Annotated in this window: 12 protein-coding genes and 1 pseudogene; 4 read left to right on the top strand and 9 right to left on the bottom strand. The window is 60.0% G+C overall.

Going from position 1 to position 25,898, the window contains the following annotated elements; all coding sequences use genetic code 11:
• Positions 1–29: 29 nt before the first annotated feature.
• The 4 genes from AACY19_RS07195 to AACY19_RS07180 form a co-directional block, all read right to left on the bottom strand.
• Positions 30–4,787: a hypothetical protein gene (locus AACY19_RS07195; RefSeq protein WP_339449338.1), complete on the bottom strand. Its 4,758-nt coding sequence runs from the start codon at positions 4,785–4,787 to the stop codon at positions 30–32.
• Positions 4,780–8,862, bottom strand: a complete 4,083-nt coding sequence (locus AACY19_RS07190; RefSeq protein ID WP_339449336.1) for a Tc toxin subunit A-related protein — start codon at positions 8,860–8,862, stop codon at positions 4,780–4,782. The genes AACY19_RS07195 and AACY19_RS07190 overlap by 8 nt, the downstream gene beginning before the upstream one ends.
• A gap of 51 nt (positions 8,863–8,913) precedes the next feature.
• A complete protein-coding gene (locus AACY19_RS07185; RefSeq protein ID WP_339449335.1) occupies positions 8,914–12,513 on the bottom strand; it encodes a Tc toxin subunit A in 3,600 nt (1,199 codons plus the stop codon).
• A gap of 135 nt (positions 12,514–12,648) precedes the next feature.
• Positions 12,649–15,906: a hypothetical protein gene (locus AACY19_RS07180; RefSeq protein WP_339449334.1), complete on the bottom strand. Its 3,258-nt coding sequence runs from the start codon at positions 15,904–15,906 to the stop codon at positions 12,649–12,651.
• Between the two features lie 445 nt (positions 15,907–16,351).
• On the opposite strand from AACY19_RS07180, the pseudogene AACY19_RS27850 reads away from it, so the two are divergent.
• Positions 16,352–16,459: pseudogene (locus AACY19_RS27850) on the top strand (DUF6124 family protein); the annotation flags it as partial.
• Positions 16,460–16,608: 149 nt separating this feature from the next.
• On the opposite strand, the gene AACY19_RS07175 reads toward AACY19_RS27850, so the two are convergent.
• Both AACY19_RS07175 and AACY19_RS07170 read right to left on the bottom strand, forming a co-directional pair.
• Positions 16,609–16,968, bottom strand: coding sequence for a PilZ domain-containing protein (locus tag AACY19_RS07175; RefSeq protein ID WP_339449332.1), 360 nt, complete (start codon positions 16,966–16,968; stop codon positions 16,609–16,611).
• Between the two features lie 230 nt (positions 16,969–17,198).
• Positions 17,199–17,585 (bottom strand): tetratricopeptide repeat protein, encoded by a 387-nt coding sequence (locus AACY19_RS07170; protein WP_339449330.1) that lies wholly within the window; start codon positions 17,583–17,585, stop codon positions 17,199–17,201.
• Positions 17,586–17,775: 190 nt separating this feature from the next.
• Between AACY19_RS07170 and pyk the strand changes: the two genes are divergently transcribed.
• Complete coding sequence (pyk, locus tag AACY19_RS07165) at positions 17,776–19,227, top strand: pyruvate kinase (RefSeq protein ID WP_339449328.1); 1,452 nt, start codon at positions 17,776–17,778, stop codon at positions 19,225–19,227.
• Between the two features lie 218 nt (positions 19,228–19,445).
• Positions 19,446–20,744, top strand: coding sequence for a delta-60 repeat domain-containing protein (locus AACY19_RS07160; protein WP_339449326.1), 1,299 nt, complete (start codon positions 19,446–19,448; stop codon positions 20,742–20,744).
• A 158-nt stretch (positions 20,745–20,902) separates the two neighbouring features.
• Here AACY19_RS07160 and AACY19_RS07155 read toward each other — a convergent pair whose 3' ends face one another.
• The 3 genes from AACY19_RS07155 to AACY19_RS07145 all read right to left on the bottom strand — a co-directional run bounded on the left by AACY19_RS07155 (position 20,903) and on the right by AACY19_RS07145 (position 23,835).
• Positions 20,903–21,652: an enoyl-CoA hydratase-related protein gene (locus AACY19_RS07155; protein ID WP_339449324.1), complete on the bottom strand. Its 750-nt coding sequence runs from the start codon at positions 21,650–21,652 to the stop codon at positions 20,903–20,905.
• 148 nt (positions 21,653–21,800) lie between these two features.
• Entirely contained in the window at positions 21,801–22,736 is a 936-nt protein-coding gene (locus tag AACY19_RS07150; protein ID WP_339449322.1) for an iron-sulfur-binding ferredoxin reductase, read from the bottom strand.
• Complete coding sequence (locus tag AACY19_RS07145) at positions 22,729–23,835, bottom strand: GGDEF domain-containing protein (RefSeq protein WP_339449320.1); 1,107 nt, start codon at positions 23,833–23,835, stop codon at positions 22,729–22,731. Before AACY19_RS07145 ends, AACY19_RS07150 begins: the two co-directional genes overlap by 8 nt.
• A gap of 480 nt (positions 23,836–24,315) precedes the next feature.
• Between AACY19_RS07145 and AACY19_RS07140 the strand changes: the two genes are divergently transcribed.
• Positions 24,316–25,839 (top strand): fumarate hydratase, encoded by a 1,524-nt coding sequence (locus AACY19_RS07140; protein WP_339449318.1) that lies wholly within the window; start codon positions 24,316–24,318, stop codon positions 25,837–25,839.
• Positions 25,840–25,898: the final 59 nt, after the last annotated feature.

Genomic DNA, 25,898 nt, shown 5'->3' with positions numbered 1-25,898 from the left:
AAAAAACGCCCTCTTTCGCCCCACCCACTCTAAACAACACTACCATCATAGAGATTGAGTATTTCCATATTTCGGAACGTCCCTCTGTAATCGTTCCACACGGCCTCGCCATTCACTCGTGTTATCTCCTGAGTTACTGTTCCACTGCTTAAATTCACTGTGACTCTCAATCCATTGGCCGGCAGGTTCAAAAAGCTGGAGGTAGCACGAATATAGTAAGCCGTATATGGCTCCATTCCAGGGCGGCCAGGCTCAACATATTTTGACCAATGCTCTGCCGTGACCAGGTTGTGCCCCAGGGATGCTTCCAATGGTGAAGATTTAAAGACGGTTCCTGCCAACTTCAGCTGTAACGTAAAGCGCCCTGCTATTGCCTCCGCGCAATCAAGCTCCCACGTCAGCCCCTCTGCACTCAAAGGTCTGGCATCGACCAGTTTCGGCGTGACTCGCATCCCGAACTTATCAACAGTCTCCCCGTCCAGCAACAGGATCACAGGTTGGTCGAGCAACGGGCTAGAAGGTTTTGGACGCACCGTAACTGTGTGTTTTGCGCCTTGGCAGGGATAGATCGTGCTCGTTCCGAACGTTACGGGGAACTCGTCAAAGATCACCTCGACTTCTTGCGCGATATCACGGGTGAGTCCCGGTACGATCGGCGACTTGGGTAAGTCCGCCATGCGGGCAATCGAAAATTGCAACTCAAAATCACAAGTCGACGCCTGCTCAATGGAAATGCTCCAGCTCAAGGCGATAGTGCCCTCGGCCATCTCGATCGGTTGCCCCAACGGTGGATCAAATGTCAGGCCCTGGCCCTCCCTGCCCGGCACATAATCCAGAACAAGAAAGGCGTCCGGATCACCGATCAGCCAGCTATATTCATAGTCGAGCATCAACGTGCAAGTCTCTCCCTCTGCCACATTCAGCATCAGGTCTGGCCATTTGACGCGTACGCCGTTGACGTAGGGCGTGAATTCTTGCAACCAGGTCGAACTCGTGAATGCCTCAGTCGAAATAGCACGCTCAGCTGATATTTCAGTTGGTATTAAAGTAAAAACCATGGCTTTCATCTCCCATCCAGCATATCCACCAGTGACGGTGGCTTGTAGAAGGCCCTCTCTAATGCCCGAGAGCCTGAACTGCACCCTTGCATTCCCTTCAGTATCCGTTCTAGTCGGAGCAATCGTTCTGTCGGGGTATTCCCACCTCACTTCAACGTCGCGCAATGGTTCGCCCGTCCTGGCAGAGACCACATTGACGACCGCGAAGACCAGCTCTCCCAGATTGCCGCTTGGCTTGGGACTGGAAAGAGACTCGATTGACCGAGGTTCATTGACCACGTAAGGCAACGCAACGGAGTGTGCGTGCGCCCCCTCACCGACGGTCGCAGTCAGTTCAGTTGCGCCGGGCGTCAGAGGGGTGTAACGAATGCTCGCCTCGCCATAGAAGTTGGTGACGGACGTCGTCAGACCGATATCGGGGTGTCGCCAGCTCACTGTCCACCCCACCATCGGCTTGCCACTGATCGCCGACACGACAGAGACCCGCTCTTCGAGCATTTGCCCCCATTCCAGCGTTTGCTGCACGTGGTCAGGCACGATGATTTTCAACACATGCGCGCCTTCTCCCAATGACATCGCATTGGCCGGCGACAGCTTCGCCAGACGCTCGGCCCCCAGACGCAGGGCAAAGCTGCCGTCTTTGAGGTCGTCACAGTTGAAAACGTATTGCAAACCGGAACTGGAGAACCAGCGCGGCACTCCGAGCCCTTGCCCCTGGAAACGCACACCCAGTTCCGTCGGGCTGGTGCCGGTCATCCCCAGGGTCAGTACCTGGCCGAACAGCGGGCTATCTGCTTCGGCGAACACATCCAGCACATGCTCGCCGTTGCGCCGCGGAAAGTAGGTGCGGGCGCCGAGGGTCTCTCCGGACTGACCATCAAAGTAGACCGAGACACCCTGCCACGGGTCCGTCGCCAGCGCCGTGACCGCGAAACTGCGCTGTTCCTCGTAACCATCAAATCGACTGCGCAGCCGCGCCGACACCGAGTGTGCACCGGATTGCTCCGGCTCGAAGGCAAACCCCGCCCAGCCCTGCTCATCGCTTGGCACCGACGTCAGTTGACCATTAACGACCCAGAGCACTTCAGCCTGTTCGACCGGCTGGCGGGTGAATACCGACTCAACTTGCAGCCATTGCCACGCAGTATCCTGCCCGACTACCGGATCGATGGCGCTTGCATGGCTGACGGCAATTCGCAGTTTGTTGTGGCCCAAATGCATGGGGATCGAGGGGCTAGAGGCACTTAATCCGGGCACCCCCAATATCAGCGAAAACTCGCCGGCCAGTGGGCTTGCGCTGCAATCCAGCGCCCACGCCACGCCGCCATCGTCCAGCCACTGCACCTGGCTCAACGGCGGATCAACCTTCACCTGCAACTGATCGGGCGGTGTGCCTGTCCACGAAAGCCGCGTCTGCAAACCCACCAACGGACTCAGAGGATGGGGCAGGCCTCTGAACCTGTGCTCTGCGCCCAGACAGGGATAAAACCCTTGCGTATCTGGCGCCGGTGGCACCTGATCGAGCATCAGCACCCACTCATCCATGAGATTCGCAGACATCAGCCGCCCGAACAGGTCTCGCGGCGTGGTCAGTACATCCGCACAAAGTTGCAGCGAAAACAGCCTGCTGAAGCTGGTGGCGACCGCCGAACTGATCACCCACTCAACACCTTGTTCGGTCAGGGTTTTCGGGACGCCGATATCACCCACCGTCAGGCCAATGGCCGGCTCATCGCCTCGCCAGTTCAGCGTGACGGCCTGGCCGATCAGCGAGCTGCCCGCGACAGGCAGCACTTTGAAGGTATGTGAGCTGCCACGCCGACAAAGCACGCCCAATTCGACGAGGTCCACTTCCTGGTTATCGAGTACCAGTCTGACCTGGTTTTTCCAGGGACTGGTCGCCAGTGCCGTCACTGCAAACGGACGTTCGGCCGCCGGCGCATCGACGTGGGCGCGGATGCGCGCGGTCACTACCTGATCTCCGGCCTCACTTGGTTGATAGCGCACACTGGCCCAGCCGCCAGCCCCGGAAACCGTCGCAATCGTGCCGTTCGGTGTCACCCAGTCGACCAAGGCATTACTGACCGGATCACCGTCGCCGCTGATGACCACGTGCAACACTTGCACCCGCAGCAGCACCCATTCGTCTTCATCCACCACCGGAAACCTGTTGGCCTCCTGCACATCACCGATGCGCACGACGTTACGCGCCAGCGACATGCCTTTGACCGGCGACGGCAGCAACAACCTGGAGCACTTCAGTGCCAGGCTGAATCGCCCGTCAAGTCGATCCTCGCTGAGCAATGTCCAGGCGAGTTCAACGCCGTCGACCGGTACCGGCTCGTCCAGCGCCGGACTGATCTGCACGCCCAATTGCTCGTGGGAGTCACCGTCCCAGAGCAAGGACAACTCGGTGCCCTGCAGCGGACTGTCAGCAGGCAGCCTGATCTGCAGCGGGTAATCCGAACCGCGGTTCGGATAGCCGGTGCGCTCAGCCCAGGGCAAGGCCACACCATCGACAACGGCCAGCACCTCCTTCAGCGGGTCCGTTGCCAATACCCGGACATCCAGGGTTTCGGTATGCACGCCGCTGGCGTAGTAGAGGCTATCGACCGAGGCCACGATCCTCACATCACCGGCGCATATGGGTGTGAAGTCAAAGTAGGCCCAGCCGTTCTTATCGGTTCTCGCCACCTGCCTGACGCCTTGCTCCTCGACCGTCCAGGTCACGGCCTGCTCGTCCAGCGGCTGCCCGGTGTAATACGAGGCCACCTGCACGCCTACGCGCACACTTTGCAGATACTCCAGTACCGGAAAGTACGCTGGCGCCAGATGGTCGCGAAACACCAGCCGGTGGTGGCCCAGCGACACTGGGACCGGATAAGGCTCGGCGATGTACTGGTTCAGCAGCGTCATCGTAAACAGATACGGCGGCTTGTCACCGAGCACCGGACAGTCGAGTGTCCACGGCGAATCCAGCGATTGATCAACACCCCATTGCGGTATCGCGACCACTGCCTGCAGCGGGTTGTCGTCGATGGTCAACGAAGCCCCGGTGTCCGTCCAGGCATTGTCGGCTCCCAGCACAAAGAACAAGCGGTGTGCCAGGGACGCCGAAGCGCCCAGGCACAGAGGCAACGGCGCTCTGGGCATCACCGGCTCCTCGTCGAGCATCAGCGTTTGCATCACCGCCGGCTCCAGGTGCAGATCGATCCGGATGCGGGTAATGATGATTCTCGAAATGTCGTCATTCAGCGCATTCTTCGGGCTGAGGACGCTGACCCGAATCGTGTCCAGACGCTCCAGCGGCAGCTGCAATGGGACTTCATATTCAGTGAGTGACAAGTCCAGTGGCAATCCCTGGGCCAGGCGCTGCTGATCCCGGTCAAGGTCACGCTGCCTGCCCGGTGGCAGTTCGACCTCCTGCACGTCTTGGGCTGACCCCTGGATGCCGATGCGCAGGAGCCCGGCTTCGCTGTGCCGTGATTCGAACAGAAAACTCAGCACGTAGCGCGCCTGCGCATCCGGCGCCTTGGGTACGACGATGTCCTGCCAGACCGACGCCTCATGGCTGGCCACCAGATGACGCAGCAGTTGCCCTTGATACATTTCAGACGGGGTGTCGAGCCAGATCGGCTGGATGGGGCCTCTGTTCCATTTGTCGAGCGCCTCGATGAAATCGCCGTTGAGTAACAGACTCTGTCTGGCTTGAATGATCGGTTCATGCATGGCTGCCCGCTCCCTCTGTTTGCTTGATCTGCGCGGCGCTTTCGGCGTTGGTCACCATGTCCTGCACCTTGAGGGTGAAGGCCGGCTCGCCCGCTTTGGCGGTGTAGCGCACGCGCACGATGATGTCGGTCAGGGAGCGCAGCATCGAACGTTGGGGTTCCTTCTGCGCCCACGGAAAACGCAAGACCCAGTGGGACACCGCGCCGGTGCATTCATAGGGATTGAGCAGCCCTTCTTCGGGGCGCATCGCCGTCATGCCGGCGTCAGCCAGGCCAATCGACAAGGCCACCTGCTGACCGCTGCGCAAATTGATCTGCACGTCGGACGGGGCCACGCCACTTTGTGGCTGGTGCAGGTATTCCACCGACTGCGCCGTGGCTTTGGTGGCGATCATGCTGCTGACCTGCACCAGCGTGGCACGCACGTCTTCATAGGGACCGGTGAGCACCGGCAGATCCACTTCCAGCGAGCTGATCTGGCGGCAGTAGTGCCCCGGATGATCACGGTCGTACAGCAACTGACTGAGGCGAAATTCCAGCGTACCTCGCGCCAGCAACTGCGCCAGCGCCGCAGGCCAACTGTCGATTCCGGTCTGTGGGTCGACCTTGTCTTCGAACAACTGACGCAAGGAAACGGTTTTCACCAGTTCCAGGCGGCGCTCATGCCGTTGCAGGTATTCACGTTCCATGCGCAGCATGTGCGCGCGCAAGTGCTCGCCGGCGGTCAGACCGTGGCGGTTGTCGAGCCACACCTGTGGCAATGGAATGACCGAATCGTAGTCACCGGTTTCGGCCGACATCGAGGCCTGCGCGCTCAGACACAAACTGACAACTGCGTCATAGGCCTGATAGTGCAAGGCCTTGAGCTGCCCCAGCAGCCAGCCGAACAGCTCGGCGTTGGTCGCGCGCTTTTTCAGGAATGTGTACAGGGCCAAGGCCTGGGCATTGGCCCTGACCGTCTGCGCCAGGCTGGACTTCGCTGCTTGCACGGCGAAGGTCTGCGCGCGGATCTGCTCATCGATGGCACGGGTTTCCGCCAACGCCTGATCCCGTTGCAACGCCCATTCTGCGCGGCGGCGGCGATAGCTTTCAGTGGTCGCCTTTTTTTCGGCGTCAATCTGCATGGCCGTCGAGGCAACACCCAGGCTGAAGACGACCGCGTCGGTCAGTTTGTCCAGGCGATGGCCACCGTTGGCCAAGCCGAAGATCGTGGGCATCGCCGCCAGCACTGCGCCGACCGGTTTGATGCTCGACGAGGTCAGAGCCAGCACTTTGGACAGTTGCACGCTCTCCATGACCTCGTACTCGACGGCGCTGACGTTTTCGTCATGGCGTCGTGCATAGTTGTCGGCCCGTTCCTGCGCCATCGCCCGGCTCTGCGCCAGTGCACTGAGCCCGGCTTCCAGTTGACTGATGCTCTGCTCCTGCACGGTCTGGGCATAGCGACCCAGCTCCACCAGATGGTTCTGCTGCAATTCTTCCTGCTCGCCGCGATCACGCTGTTCAAGCAAACGCAGCACCTGGGCACCGAATTCCTGCAAAGTCTGTACAGCGCGGAAGGCCGCCTCGAACGTCACCCGCCAGCGAAAAGCGCCGACCTCCAGCCGCCCGCCCATGGGCCGTGCACCACCGACACCGCCACTGGCCAGGTCTCGCAATAACTGATTGGGATCGGTGGGTGGGCTGAACAATGGAATCTGCAACGGTTTGCCATCAAGGGTGAGGTTGTTGCGCAGGTTTTGCAGACGCTGGCCGGGCAAGGCGAACAGGTCGAGCAGTTCCTGATTGATCGGCAATTCAAAGGGTGGATTGGCCAGCAGCCCGAGATCCGGCGGTACATCACCGGCCGCCGGGAAATCCGCCAGCGTGAACTCAAGACGCTGCTCGAACTGCTCAAGGTCTGGTCTGGCGAGACTCTTGCCCAGCAGACTGCCGACCGTGTCGGTCTGCCAGCGGTTCACGGTGCGCGCCGAAGGCGCCTGGCCCATCAGGAATTCGGCTTGTACATAGCAGAGCTTGGCCGCCACCAGACTGTCGCGGGTCAGTTGCCGGTAATGCCAATCGCCCCACGCCAGCAGGTTGCTGACGTATTCGGTAAAGACCAGCAATTGAAAATGCCGGGGCGCCGAATAGCCGATTGCATCCGGATCGGTCGGCGCCCAGGTCTCGCAGCCCGTATTGCCGGGGCTGTTCAGAGGGCGGCAGCGCCAATACAGCGGTTTCGGATTGGGGGGTAACGGGGTCGCCGTATCCGCCGGCGCCTGCGGGTCGAACAGGTAGTGCAACCAGCTCTGGGCTTCGACGAAGCGGTCTTCGGCGCCCAGACGGGTGGCCACCAGGTGCGGCAGATGGAAGAACAGCTCCCAGAAGAACAGGCCATTGGCGCCGTTGAAAGCCCCGTTCGGTTCATTGATCGAACCTGCCGAGGGAGGTGGTTCGGCGATGAACTGGGTGTCCCAATCGAGCACGGCGTCGACGGAAATATTTGAACGCTGCACCAGTTCCGGGCCGAACAGGGAATTGAGGCGCACGATTTTCAAGGCCAGAGAGGCTTGTTTCAGATCGAGGAACTGTGCGGCGTTCAGACTGTTCTTGAGCAACTTCGGAGCGGTGAAATCCGTAACGTTGATGATCGTCAGCTTGAACTGTTTGCGTCCATAGGTGGCAGCAGCCCCAAAGGTGAACGTGGGATCTTGCCAAGCGCCTTTGGTGCGCCTGAACACCTGAATGGCTGTCGTCCAGCCCCCAGCCACCGGAAAGCTCTGCTTGATCGGCTCCGGGTCTGTGCCCGTTCTGCCAACGAGGATCAATTCCAGCTCGGCGGCATTGCCGCTCAACCCCGTGGGCATGCAAAACCCCTGCACGACCAGCACATCATCATTGCCCACGCGAAACGCCACCGCGTGCAAAAACAGGAACGGAGCCAGTGTGCCTGACGCCGGCACAGTGATGTTCATAACCGGCTGGTTCGTCAGCGGGTGCTGCACCGTCAGGTCGTCGACAAACCGATGCCTCGCCGCCGCTTCCACCCAGCCGCCGTTATCGTCGGGCAACGGGCGAAATAACACATCGCGCACAGCAGAGACATTCAAGGCGTCGGCGCCGGTCTTGTCGTTGGTCAACCCGACGCCCAATTTGCCCTTGGGATGCAGCGTGTCCACCCACACGGTGGCAATCAGCCGGGCACCCGCTGACTGGTCTGTCTCATGCTCGGAGTGGTGCACATTCAACGGTGCCGACCACTGGCCGTTCTGGGTCATGAAGGCGACGTGGATGTCCAGTCGATGGGGCAGAAATTCACCTGCCTGATTCCCTTCCACCCGATCCCGCCACTCGGCCCACGCCAGGCACAGGCGGCCGCTCCAGAACACCGGACGAATATCCAGCACCCGTGGCCCCACCGGGATGTCCACCGGTTGCCATTCATCCCAGGCCGCCGGGTTGATCGCTACACAACTCGGCGACAACTCCACACGCGCGCGGCGCCAGAAATACTGATACGGCGCCACCCGCTGGCGACCGACAAAGTAGTAGTCCGCCTTGTCGGGCGAGGCGCCGTCCATATAGCTGCTGATGACATCCAGGTTGCAGGTTTGCTCGAACGTCTGCAGGTATTCGCCCAGCGCCACCTGCACGCTGTCGGTACTCAGGCGCGTCTGGTTGAGGTTGTTTTCGAGGGCTTTGAACAGGCTGCTCTTGCGCTGGCGCACGAACGGATTGATGAAGTTTTCCGGGTACAGCGCAATCAGTTGCAGCGCCGCCCAATCCGGGTAATTGCTGTACAGCGACCATAGCTCCAGGTCGCGCTTATCGAACATGTGCGCCTCGAATCCGGGCTCCAGTTTGCGATACACCGCGTGGATGTACTGCTGGGCACAACTGGTCGCTTCCGCGACCCATGAACTCTGCACCGGGTAGGTGTCCAGCGGGTCCATGCGCAACAACTCGAACAGATCGTTCGGGGTGCGCAGGAAAGCGTAATCCCTGCCACCCGATTGATTGACCTGACCGATGCAATATTCGATCAGGGCGCTGCGGCGTTTTTCCAGCAGCGTACTCAAGGTATTCAGTTCCACAATCGTTTCTCCTGCAGAGATGACCTGTCCGTATCCGGCCGGTGACCCTGTCTATTTCTGCTGTGTGGTCGAGGCAAACTCGATGGGACCGAACGACGTCTGCTTTTCACCGGCCTCGGTCGTCAGGGTGAAGGTGAAGGTGCCGCCCCCAGGGCTGGCAACAAACGCCCGGGCGAGCCCGTCCTGACTGGTCATGCCCTGCGCTGGACGAATCACGGCCTCATGGCTCGGAGTGCCGATCCATGACACCAGGGTGTTTTTCCCGAGATTGCCGTTTTCATCCTTCAACAAGGCATACAACTCCACTTCCACACCCGGCGGTACGACGCCCAGGGGTAACGGTGACTTGTACCCGGCGGGGAAAAACAGCGTCGTGGCGTCGAAGGTCACATTGACGGTGGGGGCATATTCCTCTTCAAACAGATCCAGCCAGAACGTCGGGGTGTCAGAACCCATCACCGCGCCGGGGATAAACTCGGCCGCGACCGTGCCATTGATCCCGGTCGCCTTGGTCACCATCGTGCCCAGCGCGGCTTGCCAGTACACATTGACCCCGCTCAGCGGCTTGCCTGCCGCATCCTTGAGGGTGACCGTGAAGATGATTTTTTCTCCCGCCTTGTTGGCGATCACCTCGGTTTTATCGACAACGCAAGTCACCTGGATCAGTTGCTGTAAATCACCCGTCAGTTGGGCAATCGGCACACGGGTTTCAGCCACGCTCAACAACGCGTGCTCGGCGGCGTCAGCATAGGCATCAGTGTCCATTTGCTCCGGCAGGTTGCCGATCAGAAAAATCGTCAGAGCATCCAGACCGGTGTTCGCTGACAGTTCACGCACCCGCATCAACAGATCGAGCTGAGCCAGATTTTTCAGAACTTTGAGGCCAGAGGAATCGATGCGACTGACACACTCGCGCACCTCTTGCACGCTCCAGCCAAAGAACTCGGCCAGGCGGAACGCCGATGCCTGCTGCGCCAGCCACAGCGCGTCGCCCGACAGATCGGGCAGCGCGTTGGCCTGACGCAGGTAGTCGAGCAGTTTTTGCGCCGGCTGCTCGCTCAGCTCAAAGGCCCGCGCGAGGGTCGAAAGGTAGTAAAGAGTTCGCAGCGAAAAGGCATGTTTATCGTCTTGATCCAGCCAGGCCTTGTGGCCGTAATCGAGGTACTCCTGCAACAGCGTGGCGCTCAGGCCGAACCTGGCGACGACCGCACTGCGGCGCTTTATATCGGCCAACAGCGAGAACAAAGGATCGGGCGTTTCGTTGCGCCCGCGCACACTGTCATCACCGACCAGCCCCGTGCGCTCGATGAGCTGGCGCAACAACTGGAACACCGTGCCGTTGGCCCAGATCAGCACCCGCAATGCCTGCTCGGCGTCGACGCCGGCATACACTGCCAGGCTCTCCTTGACCACCGACGCCTGCGCGTCGCGGCTCTGCAAGAGCACACCCAACATCCGCTCGACAATCGCCGAGTGCAAATCCGGGTCAAGGGCGCCCAAACCATCCCTGACGGCGTTGTTCAAATGCTCGCGCGCATAGCCCGGGTAATCCGTCTCGGACGCGGGCGCCGGCAGCACGAGGCCGTCGGCGTCGACCAGAGCCCCCAACAGAGACAGCCAACTGGCGGACGGCAGTGATGGCACGCCGGCCATGAGCAAAGCGTTATTGCTGAACAGTACCGCTGGCAACAGGCTGCGCACTTTCTCGAACAATTGCAGTTGCTCTTCAGACACCGAGCTCAATGGCGTCGGCGGCACAATCTGCTGGAGCATCCACAGCACCGGCAAGTCGCGCTCCCGACACCAGCTCACGCAGGAATCCAGGGCATGAATCAGACCCAGCGCATCCAGCGCAGCGCCGTGGGTTTTGTTGATGCGCGGCAAACCGGCCAGGCCTTTGAGCCAATCCTCTGCGCCCAATAGCGTCAGCATCAACACCCCCTCAACCGGCGTGATGCCCAGCAGGCGGGGCAGTTTCACCAGACGGTAAAATGCAGAAATGACCGCGACATTGCGTTTGAGTGTGTCTGTCCCACCCTGAGCCAGGGCAATCGCCTGCGCCAGATACTGGTAAGTCTGTACGTCGATCCCCAGGCCATTGCAGAGCTGATTGATCGTCAGGTCGGTGCTGCCTTCGTCTGGCGTCACGGCGAAGGGCTGATCGTCGAGCTTGAGAGGCTGACGATAACCGCCCTCGGCATTGAAGGTCTGATCGAACAGCGACAGCGCATCCCCTCGACCGTAAACCGACACCTCATCGATAAACGCGGCGAAGTCTGCCGCCGTACAGCCATAGCGTTCGCGCAGGGACTGGAACAGACCGAAAGCGTGCACCACGTTGTCGGAAATCAACCAGCCATTGCCCGCCGCTCCGCCGCGAACCTCGGCGCGGATGGCCGCCACCAGCAAGGCATCGACCTGATCGCTGGGCAGTTGCAGCCAGGCGTCCAGGCGTATCTTGCGGTTCATCCGTTGGTAAGCGTTGAAACCTGCATCATCGCCAGGCGCTATCGACAAGCGATGAAGAAACGTCGGCCCGCTACCGCTGCTGATAATGCTCACCGCCGGCGCTGTGTTGGCGTTGAGGTACACGGCGCCGCTGCGCTCACTTTCCGCAACGATGGGCGCTGCGCCAGCGTAGGTCACGTTTGCCGAGCGAACCGGAGCGTACCCGCGTATCGACAACAACGCCTCGATGTCTGGCGTGGTGAGTTTGGTGCGATCACCAAAAAACGGCACCTGATTGAGGTTTTGCCAAGCGATTGCTTCAGCACCGAAATTCTTCAGGTAATACTCATCACGTCCGGCAGGTAGCGTTGGTGGCTCGGTCAGTATTTGCCGTTGATACGGCCCCAGCCGTGACGCATGGGCCAGTGCGCGAGCCCAGTCGGCACTCCAGCCCTTGTCTTTCAAAAACCGTGGCGATGCCAGATCCACGAGGTGGGCAAAATCACCCACCGAACGATTGTGATGGCGCGCCACGGCATCCACGCTGACCCAATGCTGGTAATACGGCAGGCCGTTGGGATAGCGCGCGTCGATCAGGGCCTGCTCCAGGTTCGCTGGCTGGCCAGGGCCATGTTCGGCGATAAAGGTTTCCAGTACCGCAACGATGATATCGACCGACGACACCGCTTGATGCACAGCGTTGAAATCCACTGACAATCTCAGCAAATCCTGGCGGCGTTCGTGCAGCGGATACTTTTGCTCCGCCACCCCATAAGGCTCGATGCGTTCGCGAATCCAGCGCAACAGCTCAATCAGATAGGCCACCGGCGAGGCACAGGATTCCAGCGCCTGCGGCGGGCACAGCTCATCGAATGGCGTGGCGAACAGCCGCTCATAATTAGGCCCGGCGACCATAGACAGCAGACCGCTCGCCGGGCGCGGTATCGCTTCGGCGCTGGCGGTCAGACGGTGCTCGATGTACTGGCGACGCACATAGATCGCCGCACTGTTGACCCGACGCAGAAATTGCCGCGCCTGTTCCTCGTTCAACCGGTAGTCACCGGCGAGCGCCTGCACACCTTTTTCCAGCAGCGGAAAAATCGAACCGCCCTGCTCGAAGTATTCATGTAGAGCTTCAGGTTGTTCTTCGCCAAAAAACTCTTGCATCAGTCGCAGGACAGGGCGATCGGCAGCGTCAGCCATGATCAGGTTCCTTGAGTCGATAACGGTCGTCCCTGACTGCCACATCGACAGCCGGTCCTTTCAATGGAATTGAGCGCTTGGCAGCCATCACCGTCTACTGTCATAAATGACAGTCCTGACGAGCCACCGTCGACATCAGCGCTTCACTGGAGATTCGGGCAACACCTCGAAGCGTTGGCTGTCGGCCCAGTCGGACACGTTCGCGCCATCGGCGTTGTCGGAGATGACCTGGACAAACCGGCACCAGTTGCCTCCTGCCGGCAGGGCCTGCGTCGCCTCGCCCTGCCATCCCGCTGCGGTGACAGGCATGGCGGGGGTCCAGAGCTGGTCAGGGTTGTACCAACTCACCAACCGACCGGTGCCGGGTCGGCCCAGCCCCTTGAAGACAATGCGGCCATTGACCCAGCGTCCCGGGTCAGGCTGCTGGAAGGTCGGCATATAGGTGCCCAGCTCGATAGAGCGACCGGCGCTGTCCGCCGAATCGAAGCCCTCGCTCGACGCCACGGCCACCACATCAAACGTCCCTCCGGGCCCGGCGACTTCGATGGTCACCGACCATGTCCGGTCTGCCTGTACGCCACTGCTTGCGTGGACGACGCGCCCGCTCCCGGCCACCCGCACCGCCACGGTGTCCCCCGGCACGCCGAAGCCCGAGACCACCAGTCGCCGCCCGACGTGCTCGCCCACCGCCGGGGTTTCCATAATCGGCGGCGCCGGCACCACGGAATAAGTGCGGGGCGTACTGTATGAAGAGGTCTGGGTTTCAAAGGTTTGCCGAGCCGTCAGCACTTTGTCGCCGACCGGCAATGTCACGTCCCCTCGCCAGCGGCCGTCACTGCCAACCAACAGGTTGGTGAGCAACGGTTCGGTCTGGCCTTGCAAACGGATCTCGACCCACCCGCCCGGCATGCCCGTGCCGGAAAGCGTCGAAGTCCGCGGCAGACTCGCGTCCTGGGCCGGTACTTCGATGACCGGCGGCGACAGCACCACCTTGAACATCACGTATTCACTGCGCGGAGAAGCTCGACCATTGATCACCTGCTGCGCGTCAATGGTGTATTCGCGAAAGGCCAGGCTCGACAGATTGATTGACCAGGCGCCACTGCTCGTCAGGGTTTTCGGTGCGCCCAGGTCGCGGCCAAATTGCGCGTCGCGCAGTTGCATCTTCGCCCCTGCCAGGCCTTGGTTGCCGTGCACCGTGAGTTCACGCTCGACCTCGGCGTTATTGGCCGGGACGGTGATGATCGGCTGAGGCGTGGGCGCATGTACCGTGAAAGTTGCGGTGACCGCCGCTGAAGTTTGCTCAGCGGCCGTCTGGGTCACGGTGACGGTGTGGGTGACACCCGCTGCAAAAGGCGTAGGACGACGGAACGTCCAGTTGCCGCCACTGCTGCTGACGGGATGCACCGTAGCACTGTCACTGAACCTGACATTCACCCTGGCCCCCGGCCAGCAGGTGCCTGACAGCTCCGGTGACATTTCGTTTTCCACCGGGGCATTGAGGGTTGGCGCGAGGGGCGCGATGGTGACGTGGAGCTCGATGTAGGCCGACGACTGCCCATTGAGGTTTTGCCTGATGTGCACCGGCCGCCTCCACGTCGGCCCCCACACTTCACTTGCGCGACTCGACCATCGGCCGCTGCTGTCAACAACCGTATCCGGCGCCGCGGAGGAGACACCCCCGGGATCAAAGAGATTCACTATCGCACGCTCGAGTCCCCTGCCGGAAATCGTCGGCCGGTACTCTTGGGTGTACTGCACATCACTGACCAGTGGAAAGGTCTTGGAAAAGTTGACGACCAGGGGTAGCGAGCTGATCCAGCCGCCGGCGTTGTCCGAAACCTTCTGCGTGGCAGTCAGTTGATAAGTACCGAACGGCCAGTTGCTGGACGTGATTTCCCAAAGACCGTCGGTTACCTGCACCGCCGGGATCGTGACTCCGGTCGGGCCGCCGGTGATTTCCACCGTGGCGCCGGTATGGCCAGCACCGGCGAACTTGACGGTGGTTGTGGTGGGATGGGTGACGGTGACGGAGGTCAGGGCTGGAGGACGCACCTTGAAGCTACGTGCGGCACTCACGGTGGAGGTGACGCTTCGCAAAGTCTGCCGCGCGACAATCGAAAACGGGCCCGGCGGTATGGGCATGATGAACGTGCTCACCGTCCATTGACCGTTCGCGTCGACTGTGCCCCGCCCGACCAAGAAAGAATGCTGCAAGTCCTTGAGCACTTCGACCACAGCCCCTGGGGCACCGTTACCACCGGAAATCGGGCTCCGCGGATCGGTGACAGTTTCACTGGCCGGGGTGGTGATGGTGAGCACAGACAACAACGTGAATGTCCGCACCGCCGACCAGTCATTCATATCCCGGTGGCCGGCCTGCATCAGCACCTCACCGCCATTAGGGTAGTTGTTGGCGTTGAACAGTGCTTCCCACGTACCGTCGGGCCTGACGGTCGTCGTTGCGTGCAAAATGTGCCCGCCCGGGATCATCACGTCGATGACTTTGTCGGGGGTGCCGCGGCCTTTGAGCAACAATCCAGTGGCGGTCGCGAGTACCGCATCGTTGGCGGGGAAGTCGATCAGCGGTGCTTTGTAAGGATCGCGGATGGTGACGATGTTGGATGGTCGGGATTCTTCTGCGGGGGGAAGGCGTTGAAGGGCGTAGAACGACAGAATGCTCGGCGGTAACGTAACAGAGACACGCCAGTCTCCTTCATGCCCCACCGAACTTTTTCCGAGCAATTTCCCGCCATCAGAAGTGAGGGCAAATACCCGGATCTCCCCGTACTGATGACCATTTATTCCAGAAACTACAAAGGGCATCGTGACCTCCGTATCGGAGGCCGGCGATTGAATCAACGGTTCACGCGCGGGGTAAAGGTCAGTTCCCCAGCCTTCGTTGGGCCCTACATCGTTATTCGTTCCATCGTAGTCGACCCGAATGCTTATCCACATTCCCATGAAAGCTGGGCCAAGCGCAGACTCGACTACAATATCGTAGGCGTGCCACCTGTTGTCTTGCTGCATTTCGTCAGGTGAATTTTTGCGCACCTGGGTATGGCCACCGAATACGGCAAGATCAATGTTCGCTCTTTTCCAGTTTCCATAGCGCGTGGTCATCCTGTACTGCGATGTCCTGACCTTAAGCATGCCATCCGCGAACTTGTACTTACAATCCACTTGAGTTTTTAACTCCGGTATACGGGGGTGGGTCTGATGCAATGTGGTGCTGACCGCGTCATCCCAGTACACATCGGAGTATTGCTCACCATCGCCCACCTCCCGTAACGAGCCGTCCTCCATTTGTGTGACCTGCGCCACGCTGATCTGAACGTTTTCAGGCTCCATTCGGGCCCCACTGTTCGCGCGATCATCAGGTGTGTCGTTCATTTCAGCGGACCCTTGCGCAGCTCACGTTGTGAACTCAACATACGTGTACTGATGCCTCGCAACCACTGTCAGAACTGACAGTCAAAAAGATTCGTTTCATCTAAAAAGTGTGCTGTTCATAACCCGAACCACTAACGTTTTCAGCACCCTGCTCCGTCACGCGCCGCAAACTACAACGCCTTGCGCCTTTGCCCACAGATCCACCAGAGACCGCTGACTTGTGCGCTTGGTTGATGCCCCGTGACGTAGTCCGTGCCGCTGCCAATCAGTGGTCGCGTTTAGTCGTCCGGGGGCACTACTAATGTGTATAAGCGTCATCAAGTCGGGTAATCCCATCCCCGCACTCGATGGTGGCTGCTCGCAGGGCGCTTCGGCGCGCCGGTTTTTAGTGATGGTTTCCCCCGGTCGGCTAACCTACGTTCAGCCACCACCGTCTCGTTGACGACAAGACTCACCAAGACATCTGGCGATGGCGACTTATCAGTTGAGCGAGACGGGTTTATTGCTGGCGGAAAAGACGCTGGGCAGTGAGCGGGCGATTGCTGTGGCCTAGGCCTTAGTGAAGGGTTTTCTGTACTGACGCTTTCGCGAGCAGGCTCGCTCCCACAGTTGAGCGGTGGTGATCACACGTCATGTGTTCCCGGCAGATCCAATGTGGGAGCGAGCCTGCTCGCGAAGGCAATAACGGGTACGCCGCAGAGGTCAGGCCGAGGCTGGCAGGGGCTGAAAACTGAAGTACTGACGCAACGCCTCGACCAGTTGCCCGTATTCCGGGGGTGGGCGTTGCAAGCTGAAACCGGCGTCGTAATGCATCGGGGTGGCATCTTCATGGCACCACAGGCAGTTGGCGATCAAATCGATCACCTGTTGGCAGCCGTCGCCCATCGGGATTTTGAGACGCAGGGTGAAGTCCGCGCCGACCAGCATCGGCAACTGGCTGATCAGCATCAGCCCGTCTTCGGACACATTGCCGAGGAAGCCGAGGGGTTTGTCGGTAACGCTGTTGAACACTCTGAGGAAATACGGCAACTGATGCCGTTCGATCCGGCGGTTGGTAAACATGCGCAGGTCGCCATGCAAGGCCCCATCACAGAGCCGCAGCTTTGCTTCGGAACAAACCTGTTTCGCAGGCCTGCTCTTCCCGCTCCCGGTGTGACGGTCGCTACATCGCCATCACTGAACCACTGGCCAGTCGCAGGTGTTGCCGTGGAATGGAGACATGACTCTAAACCCGGGTTATTCGACTATAGCTCACCCTCTACAAGCGGCCAGATTTTGTATGACAACTGTCATCAAAACCGTGTCGGACGCACCACGGCAGCGGCGCTGCGGGTCGGGTAATGACCCAGACTCTGCAATGTTTCCAGACGCGCGCGGGCGCGGAAGGCATATTCGCTATTGGGGTACGAAGCGATGATGAACTGGTAGGTCTGCGCGGCGTCGATAAACATTTTCTGCCGCTCAAGGCACTGCCCGCGCATCATCGACACTTCCGGCCACACGTAAGGGCGAGCACGACTGGCGCGTTCGACCTTGGACAGTTCGAGCATCACCTGCTCGCAATTGCCGCGGTCATAGGCGCTGTAGGCGTTGTTCAAATGATGGTTCATCGACCAACGGGTGCAGCCCGTGACGGCGAGAACGCTGAGGGCAAGGGCGGCAATGGGTACGAATCGCATGAGGGTTCTCCTGTCTTGAGCAATGTATCGACCCAGGGTCGGAAATCTTCAGGCGCGTTTGTCCCAAAGTTGCCACGTTCAATAAAGAAAAGATTAACAAGGCTCTTCGCAAAAAGTAGTGCAAACGAACAATGACTACACCCTCGGAGCATAGTAGCCTTCGCTAGCGCTTGAACTCAGGAGTCTTTGCATGTCCGTCCGTCGTACCAAAATCGTCGCTACCCTTGGCCCGGCCAGTAACTCGCCGGAAGTTCTCGAACAGCTGATTCTGGCTGGCCTGGACGTTGCCCGTCTGAACTTCTCCCACGGCACCCCCGACGAGCACAAGGCTCGCGCGAAGCTGGTGCGTGACCTGGCTGCCAAGCACGGTCGCTTCGTCGCCCTGCTGGGAGACCTGCAAGGCCCGAAAATCCGTATCGCCAAATTCGCCAACAAGAAGATCGAGCTGAAGATCGGTGACACGTTCACCTTTTCCACCAGCCATCCGTTGACCGAAGGCAACCAGCAAGTGGTCGGCATCGACTACCCCGATCTGGTCAAGGACTGCGGCGTGGGCGACGAGCTGCTGCTCGACGACGGCCGCGTGGTGATGCGCGTTGATACCGCCACCGCAACAGAATTGCATTGCACCGTGACCATCGGCGGCCCGCTGTCCGACCACAAAGGCATCAACCGTCGCGGTGGCGGCCTGACTGCACCGGCCCTGACTGAAAAAGACAAAGCCGACATCAAGCTCGCCGCAGAAATGGAAGTCGACTATCTCGCGGTGTCCTTCCCGCGTGACGCCGCCGACATGGAATACGCCCGTCAACTGCGCGACGAAGCCGGCGGTACGGCCTGGCTGGTGGCGAAGATCGAACGCGCCGAAGCCGTGGCCGACGACGAAACCCTCGACGGCCTGATCAAGGCGTCCGACGCGGTGATGGTTGCCCGTGGCGACCTCGGTGTGGAAATCGGCGACGCCGAGCTGGTGGGCATTCAGAAGAAAATCATTCTGCACGCACGCCGCCACAACAAGGCTGTGATCGTGGCGACCCAGATGATGGAGTCGATGATCCAGAACCCGATGCCGACCCGCGCCGAAGTGTCCGACGTGGCTAACGCCGTGCTCGACTACACCGACGCCGTGATGCTGTCGGCTGAATCCGCCGCTGGCCAGTACCCGCTGGAAGCCGTGCAGGCAATGGCGCGCATCTGCGTCGGCGCTGAAAAGCACCCAACGGGTAAAACCTCCAGCCACCGCATCGGCAAGGAATTCACCCGCTGCGACGAAAGCATCGCGCTGGCGACCATGTACACCGCCAACCACTTCCCGGGCGTGAAAGCGATCATCGCGCTGACTGAAAGCGGCTACACCCCGCTGATCATGTCGCGTATCCGTTCTTCGGTGCCGATTTATGCCTTCACCCCGCACCGCGAAGCCCAGGCCCGCGCGGCGATGTTCCGTGGCGTGTACACCGTTCCGTTCGACCCGGCGTCGCTGGCACCGAACGAAGTCAGCCAGAAAGCGATCGACGAGCTGGTCAAGCGCGGCGTCGTGGAAAAAGGCGACTGGGTCATCCTGACCAAGGGCGACAGCTACCACACCACCGGTGGCACCAACGGCATGAAAATCCTGCACGTTGGCGATCCACAGGTCTGAGTGATTCGCTGAAAAACAAAAGCCCCGGCATGTGAGTGCCGGGGCTTTTTTATTTCAAACAGGTTTAACGAACTGTCAGATCTGACAGTAGTTCTCCCCTGCTGAACAGTATTCAATCGGGTTTCGTCCAACAGCCATTTGCTTCGATCTAAGAGCAGTGAGCTATCCAAATGGAATCTGGCGAGTTGCAGTCCCTCTTAAACGACTGAGTACTGAAGATGAAAACCTCTGAAAACACAAAGGCAGGAACACTGGATCCGTCATTCGGAGATAACGGTATGGTCATTGTTGACTTCCCGAATCCCAGCCCCCGCTATATACGCGATGTCATGACTGTGGGCACGGGCCCAGATGCGAAAATCTATTTTGCAGGTGAGACAATCCCATTCAGTTTTTCTGACGGTTATTTTGTAGGTCGACGGAATTATAACGGAACACCTGACACCACCTTTGGCTATAAGGGCCTGATATCGGGGAAGTTTCCTGAGTATCCTAATATATCTGTTAAGTCGTTTGCCATTCAAGCCGACGGCAAAATTGTCCTGCATGGGTATCAAGTGAATGCTTTAATCACGACGACACTTTTCGCGCGTTTTGAACCTGACGGCACACTTGATGTTGCCTTCGGGACGAATGGTTACACTTGGGTTACTTTTGCACGTCAAACAGCGCCCGAGGCACCTATAGATGATAATAAGCCACAACATACCGCCAGCAACGGGAGTCTATCTAGCATAGAGATTTTGCCCGATGGAAAGATACTCGCTTGCAACCAGAATAGCTGGATAATTCGTCTTACCCCTGAAGGAATCCTGGACGAAACATTCAATAAAAATGGCTTTGTTCGTGTGGTACATCCCGATTATTCCGCCGACAGCATGCGGTTGTTTAGAGTGCAGCGTCAAAACAGTGGCAAGTATGTCGGTTGCGGAGTAATTATTGGCACTCACAACCAACCCTACTTCGTCCGTCTCGATGACACAGGTACGATCGACAACTCGTTTGGTCCTAGCGCAAATGGATTTTTTGTCATAAAAGGGCCAATTGATACCCCCATATATATCGACACGATTGCCAAGCAACCCAATCAACGGATTCTTGGAGTGGGGACAACCTATACGTTCCCCAATGAAATCGGAGTGATGACCAGCATCGAGCCTGATGGTACACCCAATATCCAATTCAACAGGGGTGAGCCTCTCTTTACGAAGTTTGAGGGTTGGGATGCGACGTTCTGGATGGGCGCTGCCGTTCAAAAGGATGGAAAAATTGTCGTAAGCGGAGGTGTGGGTCATGCCCGGAAGGGAGAGGAAGGATATGAGGTTGTAGTTGCCCGCTACATCAATGCAGATCTGGATACCTCCTTTGGTGACGGAGGTTGGAGCACTACAGCTTTACCCACCACATCCAGGGGAGGTTATGCAACATCCATGGCGCTTCAGGACGATGGAAAAATCGTAGTAGCAACCACCGTCATGGAGTTAGACAAAGGGATAATTTTGCGTTATTTGCCCTAATCGTTTGATGGTTTTTTCGTTGGCCCCCCGTCCAGCTTCCCAGCAACCATTCGTTGAACAACTAAAGCCCCACCCTGTGAATGGCGGGGTTTTTACCTTTCTGATCCAGCAGTTGGATTATCCAGGCTCGCGATGGGGCCGGCCCTGATTCCGAAAACTCAATGCCGCTTGATAAACCCGGTCAACGCCGCCAACGCTTCCGGCGAGCGCAACCGCTGGGTGAACAATGCGCCTTCCTCCTCGATCACTTTACGGATCAGCTCGCGGTCCGGCGCCTTCATCAGTTGTTTGCTGATGCGCACCGCTTCCGGCGGCAGCTCATCGAAGCGCAACGCCATTTCCCGCGCCTTGCTCAAGGCGGCTTCGCCACTGCCCAGCGTCTCGCTGGCAATGCCCCACTGCGCCGCCTGTTCACCGGTAAACCCTTCGCCGAGCAACAACAGCTCAGCCGCTTTGGCCTGACCGAGCAAGCGCGGCAGGATCAGGCTGGAGCCGAACTCCGGGCACAGCCCCAGATTGACGAACGGCATGCGCAGCCGGGCATCGCGGGCGACATAAACCAGATCGCAATGCAGCAACAACGTGGTGCCGATGCCCACCGCTGCGCCGGCCACGGCGGCGACTATCGGTTTGCGGCATTCGAGCAGATTGAGCATGAAGTGGAACACCGGGCTGTCGAGGCCGCTCGGCGGTTGCTGGATGAAGTCGGCGATGTCGTTGCCAGCGGTGAAGCATTCGGCGCTGCCGGTGATCAGCACGGCGTTGATCTCAGGATCGTTGTCGGCCTGCTTCAGGGCTTCGGCCAGGTGGCTGTACATCGCACGGGTCAGGGCGTTTTTCTTGTCCGGGCGATTCAGGCGCAGCGTCAACAGGCCGCGTTCGCGTTCCAGCAGGATGGCTTCGGTCATCAGCGTTACTCAGCATTACAGGCCGACAAAGTTCAATTGTGGCGAGCGAGCTTGCTCGCGCTTGAGTGCGCAGCGCTCACACGCTTTTCGGGGCCGCTGCGCAGCCCGGCGGGAGCAAGCTCCCTCGCCACAAAAATAGTTTCAGCGCTCAACCACGGCTCAGAAACACATCCGCCAGCAGTTGATTGCGCGGCAATCCGGCCAGGTACAGGCGCCGGGCGAAGGCGTCGACGCTGGCGGTCGAGCCGCAGACTAAGGCCAGGGTTTGCCGGGAAACAAGGCGCAGTTGCGCCAAAGCGGCGGCTGACTCGGTCGCCGTCCACAACTCGACGCTGAGGTTTTCCCGCTGCGCGGCCAGCGCCGCCAGGGGTTTGGCCAGATAGTGCTCACGCGCGTCATGGGCCAGGTGAATGACGCGAATGGCGCCTTGGTGATCCTGACGCAAGGCTTCGCGCAGCACGCCGAACAATGGTCCCAGCCCGGTGCCGGCCGCCAGCAGCCATAGCGGTCGGGTGTGCCAGTCCGGGTCGTAATGCAGCGCGCCGCCGCGCAGTTCGCCGAGGCGGATCGGGTCGCCGATCTGCAAGCGCCGCGCGGCATCGCTGAATTCGCCGGGGAAGCGGCAATCGAGGTGGAATTCGAGAAAGCGGTCTTCTTCCGGCAGGCTTGCCAGCGAATAAGGCCGTGCAATGTGCCTGATCCACAGCACCAGATGTTGCCCCGCGCTGTAGCGCAATGGCCGCTGCGGAGTCAGACGCAGACGCAGGACATTGTCACTGAGCCAGTCCAGCGCCTCGACCACGGCCGGGCGACCGTCGGCCAGCGGATCGAACGTATGCACCTGCAAGTCTTCGCTGACCTGACACTGGCAAGCCAGGCGCCAGCCCTGCTGACGCTGTTCGGCACTCAAGGCATCTGGACGATTGTCGACAGGCAAGCCTTGCACGCACTGCACCAGGCAGGCATGACAACTGCCGGCGCGGCAGCTGTAGGGCACCGCGACGCCGTTCTGATTGAGGGCATCGAGCAGGTTGCTGCCCGAAGCCACCGACCAGCGCTGCTCACCGACGCGAAGTTCAGGCATCGACGTTCTCCCACGCGGCCGCACAGCGATTGCGTCCGTCGCGCTTGGCCCGGTACAGCGCCTGATCGGCACGCTGCAAGGCGTCGTCCAGATCATCGCCGAGTTCCAGTAAGGTCATGCCCGCCGACAGGCTCAGATTGCCGACGTTCAGGCCGACCAGTTCGACATCGGTAAAGGCGATGCGCAGGCGTTCGCAACAGGCGGTCAGGCGCTCGGCATCGCAGTCCGGCAGCAACACGACAAACTCTTCACCACCATAGCGCGCCAGCACATCGCCCTCGCGCAGACACGCCTGGGCGACGCCGGCGAACGCCTGCAACACCTGATCGCCGGCAGCATGGCCGTGCAAATCGTTGATGCGTTTGAAATGGTCGAGGTCGATCAGCGCCAGGCCGTGAGCCACGTCGTTGTCCATCGCGTTGAGTTCGCGGGAGGCCAGACGCAGGAAGTGGCGGCGATTGAACAGCCCGGTCAGTTCATCGGTGGCCACCAGGTCTTCGAGCTGGCGCATCATCCCGCGCAGGGTGTCCTGATGCGCCTGCAAGGCAAACCGGCGCTGGCGCATGCGTTGACGCGAGACCTGCACGAAGCGCGCATAAAGCACCAGCCACGCCAGCACCATCGCCAGCACGCACACCTGCAACGCCGCGAGTGCGGGTTCCGGCAATAGAAAGTGATAACCGTCCCACAAGGTGATCGCGCAGAAACTGAAGAACACCAGCAGTGCGCAGCGGATAAACGCGCGCCGACTGAGGTGAAACAGGCCGAACAGCAGGATCAGCACATAGAAAACCAGAAACGCACCGCGCGCCTCATCCAGATGGGCAATCAGCCAGGTTTGCCAGCCAAGGCCCACCAGCACTTGCACTTCAGTCATGCTGGGGTCGGCGAAACGCTGGTTATACCCGCTCCAGAACAACACGAACAGGCTCGCCTGGCTGATCACCACGAGGGCGCTGCCGGTGGCGACTGAACTCAGAGTCTGGTCGTAATGCCCGGTGAAAAACGCCAGCCACAGCAGCAGCAAAGCCAATCCATAGGTGGCGGTGGCCAGGGCGAAGCGTTTGAGCAAAAGGCGTTGAATGGCGTTATGGGTCAATCGTTGACTCACCGTGCGATAGGAGGCTGACCGAGTGTCCTACTCTACAGACCGGCTGCCACTTTAGAGGCGTAGTCGATAAATGACCACCGATTTTCGGGCTCGAAAATTGACGTCAAAAGTGCGACTGCAAAAGCCTCTCCCTTGCCCTCTCCCCCTTGGGGGCGGTCCGACGTTTCGGGAGGGCTGGGGTGAGGGGGTAGATCCTGAAGTGCGAACCCGCTGCCCGATATTCGCCCACCCATGCGACCAACGAATGACTGCCGGCGCGTGTACGCCCCACCGAGGCGCGGTATACTGCCGCGCCTTTTTAGCGTCGCGCCAGCAGCCCCGGCGTGCCCGGCCCCAAGGGCCAGCTTCAAGTTGCAAGCTTCAAGCCGCAAGCTCAAGCAGTCCGCGTACTGATTTAACTTGCCGCTTGAAACTTGAGGCTTGTAGCTGCCCCATAGAATGTTCCCGTCTTTTAGAGGAGCGCGACTCATGACCGTGATCAAGCAAGACGACCTGATTCAGAGCGTTGCCGACGCCCTGCAGTTCATTTCCTACTACCACCCCGTGGATTTCATCCAGGCGATGCACGAAGCCTACCTGCGCGAAGAATCGCCAGCGGCCCGTGACTCGATGGCGCAGATCCTGATCAACTCGCGCATGTGCGCCACCGGCCATCGCCCGATCTGCCAGGACACCGGTATCGTCACCGTGTTCGTGCGCGTCGGCATGGACGTGCGCTGGGATGGCGCCACCATGGGCCTCGACGACATGATCAACGAAGGCGTGCGTCGCGCCTACAACCTGCCGGAAAACGTCCTGCGTGCCTCGATCCTCGCCGACCCGGCGGGCGCTCGGAAAAACACCAAGGACAACACCCCGGCGGTCATCCACTACTCCATCGTCCCGGGCAACACCGTGGAAGTGGACGTGGCGGCCAAGGGCGGCGGTTCCGAGAACAAGTCGAAAATGGCCATGCTCAACCCGTCCGACTCGATCGTTGACTGGGTACTGAAGACCGTTCCGACCATGGGCGCCGGCTGGTGCCCACCGGGCATGCTCGGCATCGGCATCGGCGGCACCGCCGAGAAAGCTGCGGTCATGGCCAAGGAAGTGTTGATGGAATCCATCGACATCCACGAACTGAAGGCCCGTGGCCCGCAGAACCGCATCGAAGAAATGCGTCTGGAGCTGTTCGAGAAGGTCAACCAGTTGGGCATCGGCGCCCAGGGCCTCGGTGGCCTGACCACCGTGCTCGACGTGAAGATCATGGACTACCCGACCCACGCCGCATCCTTGCCGGTGTGCATGATCCCGAACTGCGCCGCCACCCGTCACGCGCACTTCGTGCTCGACGGTTCCGGCCCGGCCTCGCTGGAAGCGCCACCGCTGGATGCCTACCCGGAAATCGTCTGGGAAGCCGGCCCGTCGGCTCGTCGCGTCAACCTCGACACCCTGACTCCGGAAGACGTGCAAAGCTGGAAGCCGGGCGAAACCGTCCTGCTCAACGGCAAGATGCTCACCGGTCGCGATGCGGCGCACAAGCGCATGGTCGAGATGCTCAACAAGGGTGAAACCCTGCCGGTAGACCTCAAAGGTCGCTTCATCTACTACGTCGGCCCGGTTGATCCGGTCGGTGACGAAGTGGTTGGCCCGGCGGGCCCGACCACCGCGACGCGGATGGACAAGTTCACCCGGCAGATCCTCGAGCAGACCGGCCTGTTGGGCATGATCGGCAAGTCCGAGCGCGGCCCGACCGCCATCGATGCGATCAAAGACAACAAGGCCGTGTACCTGATGGCCGTCGGCGGCGCTGCTTATCTGGTGGCGCAAGCGATCAAGAAGTCGAAAGTGCTGGCGTTCGCCGAACTGGGCATGGAAGCGATCTACGAGTTCGAGGTCAAGGACATGCCGGTCACCGTTGCGGTGGACAGCAAAGGTGAGTCGGTACACATCACTGGCCCTGCCATCTGGCAAAAGAAGATCAGCGAAAGCCTGGCGGTCGAAGTGCAGTAAGCGCTTCTTGCGACTGAAACGGCCGGCTCATCCGCGAGGATGACCCGGCCGTTTTTCAT

It is taken from the genome of Pseudomonas sp. EA_5y_Pfl2_R50 (assembly GCF_963970475.1).
Classification (GTDB): domain Bacteria; phylum Pseudomonadota; class Gammaproteobacteria; order Pseudomonadales; family Pseudomonadaceae; genus Aquipseudomonas.
The sequence above is the reverse complement of the archived record's forward strand: the minus strand, read 5'-3'. Positions and strand labels throughout refer to the sequence as shown.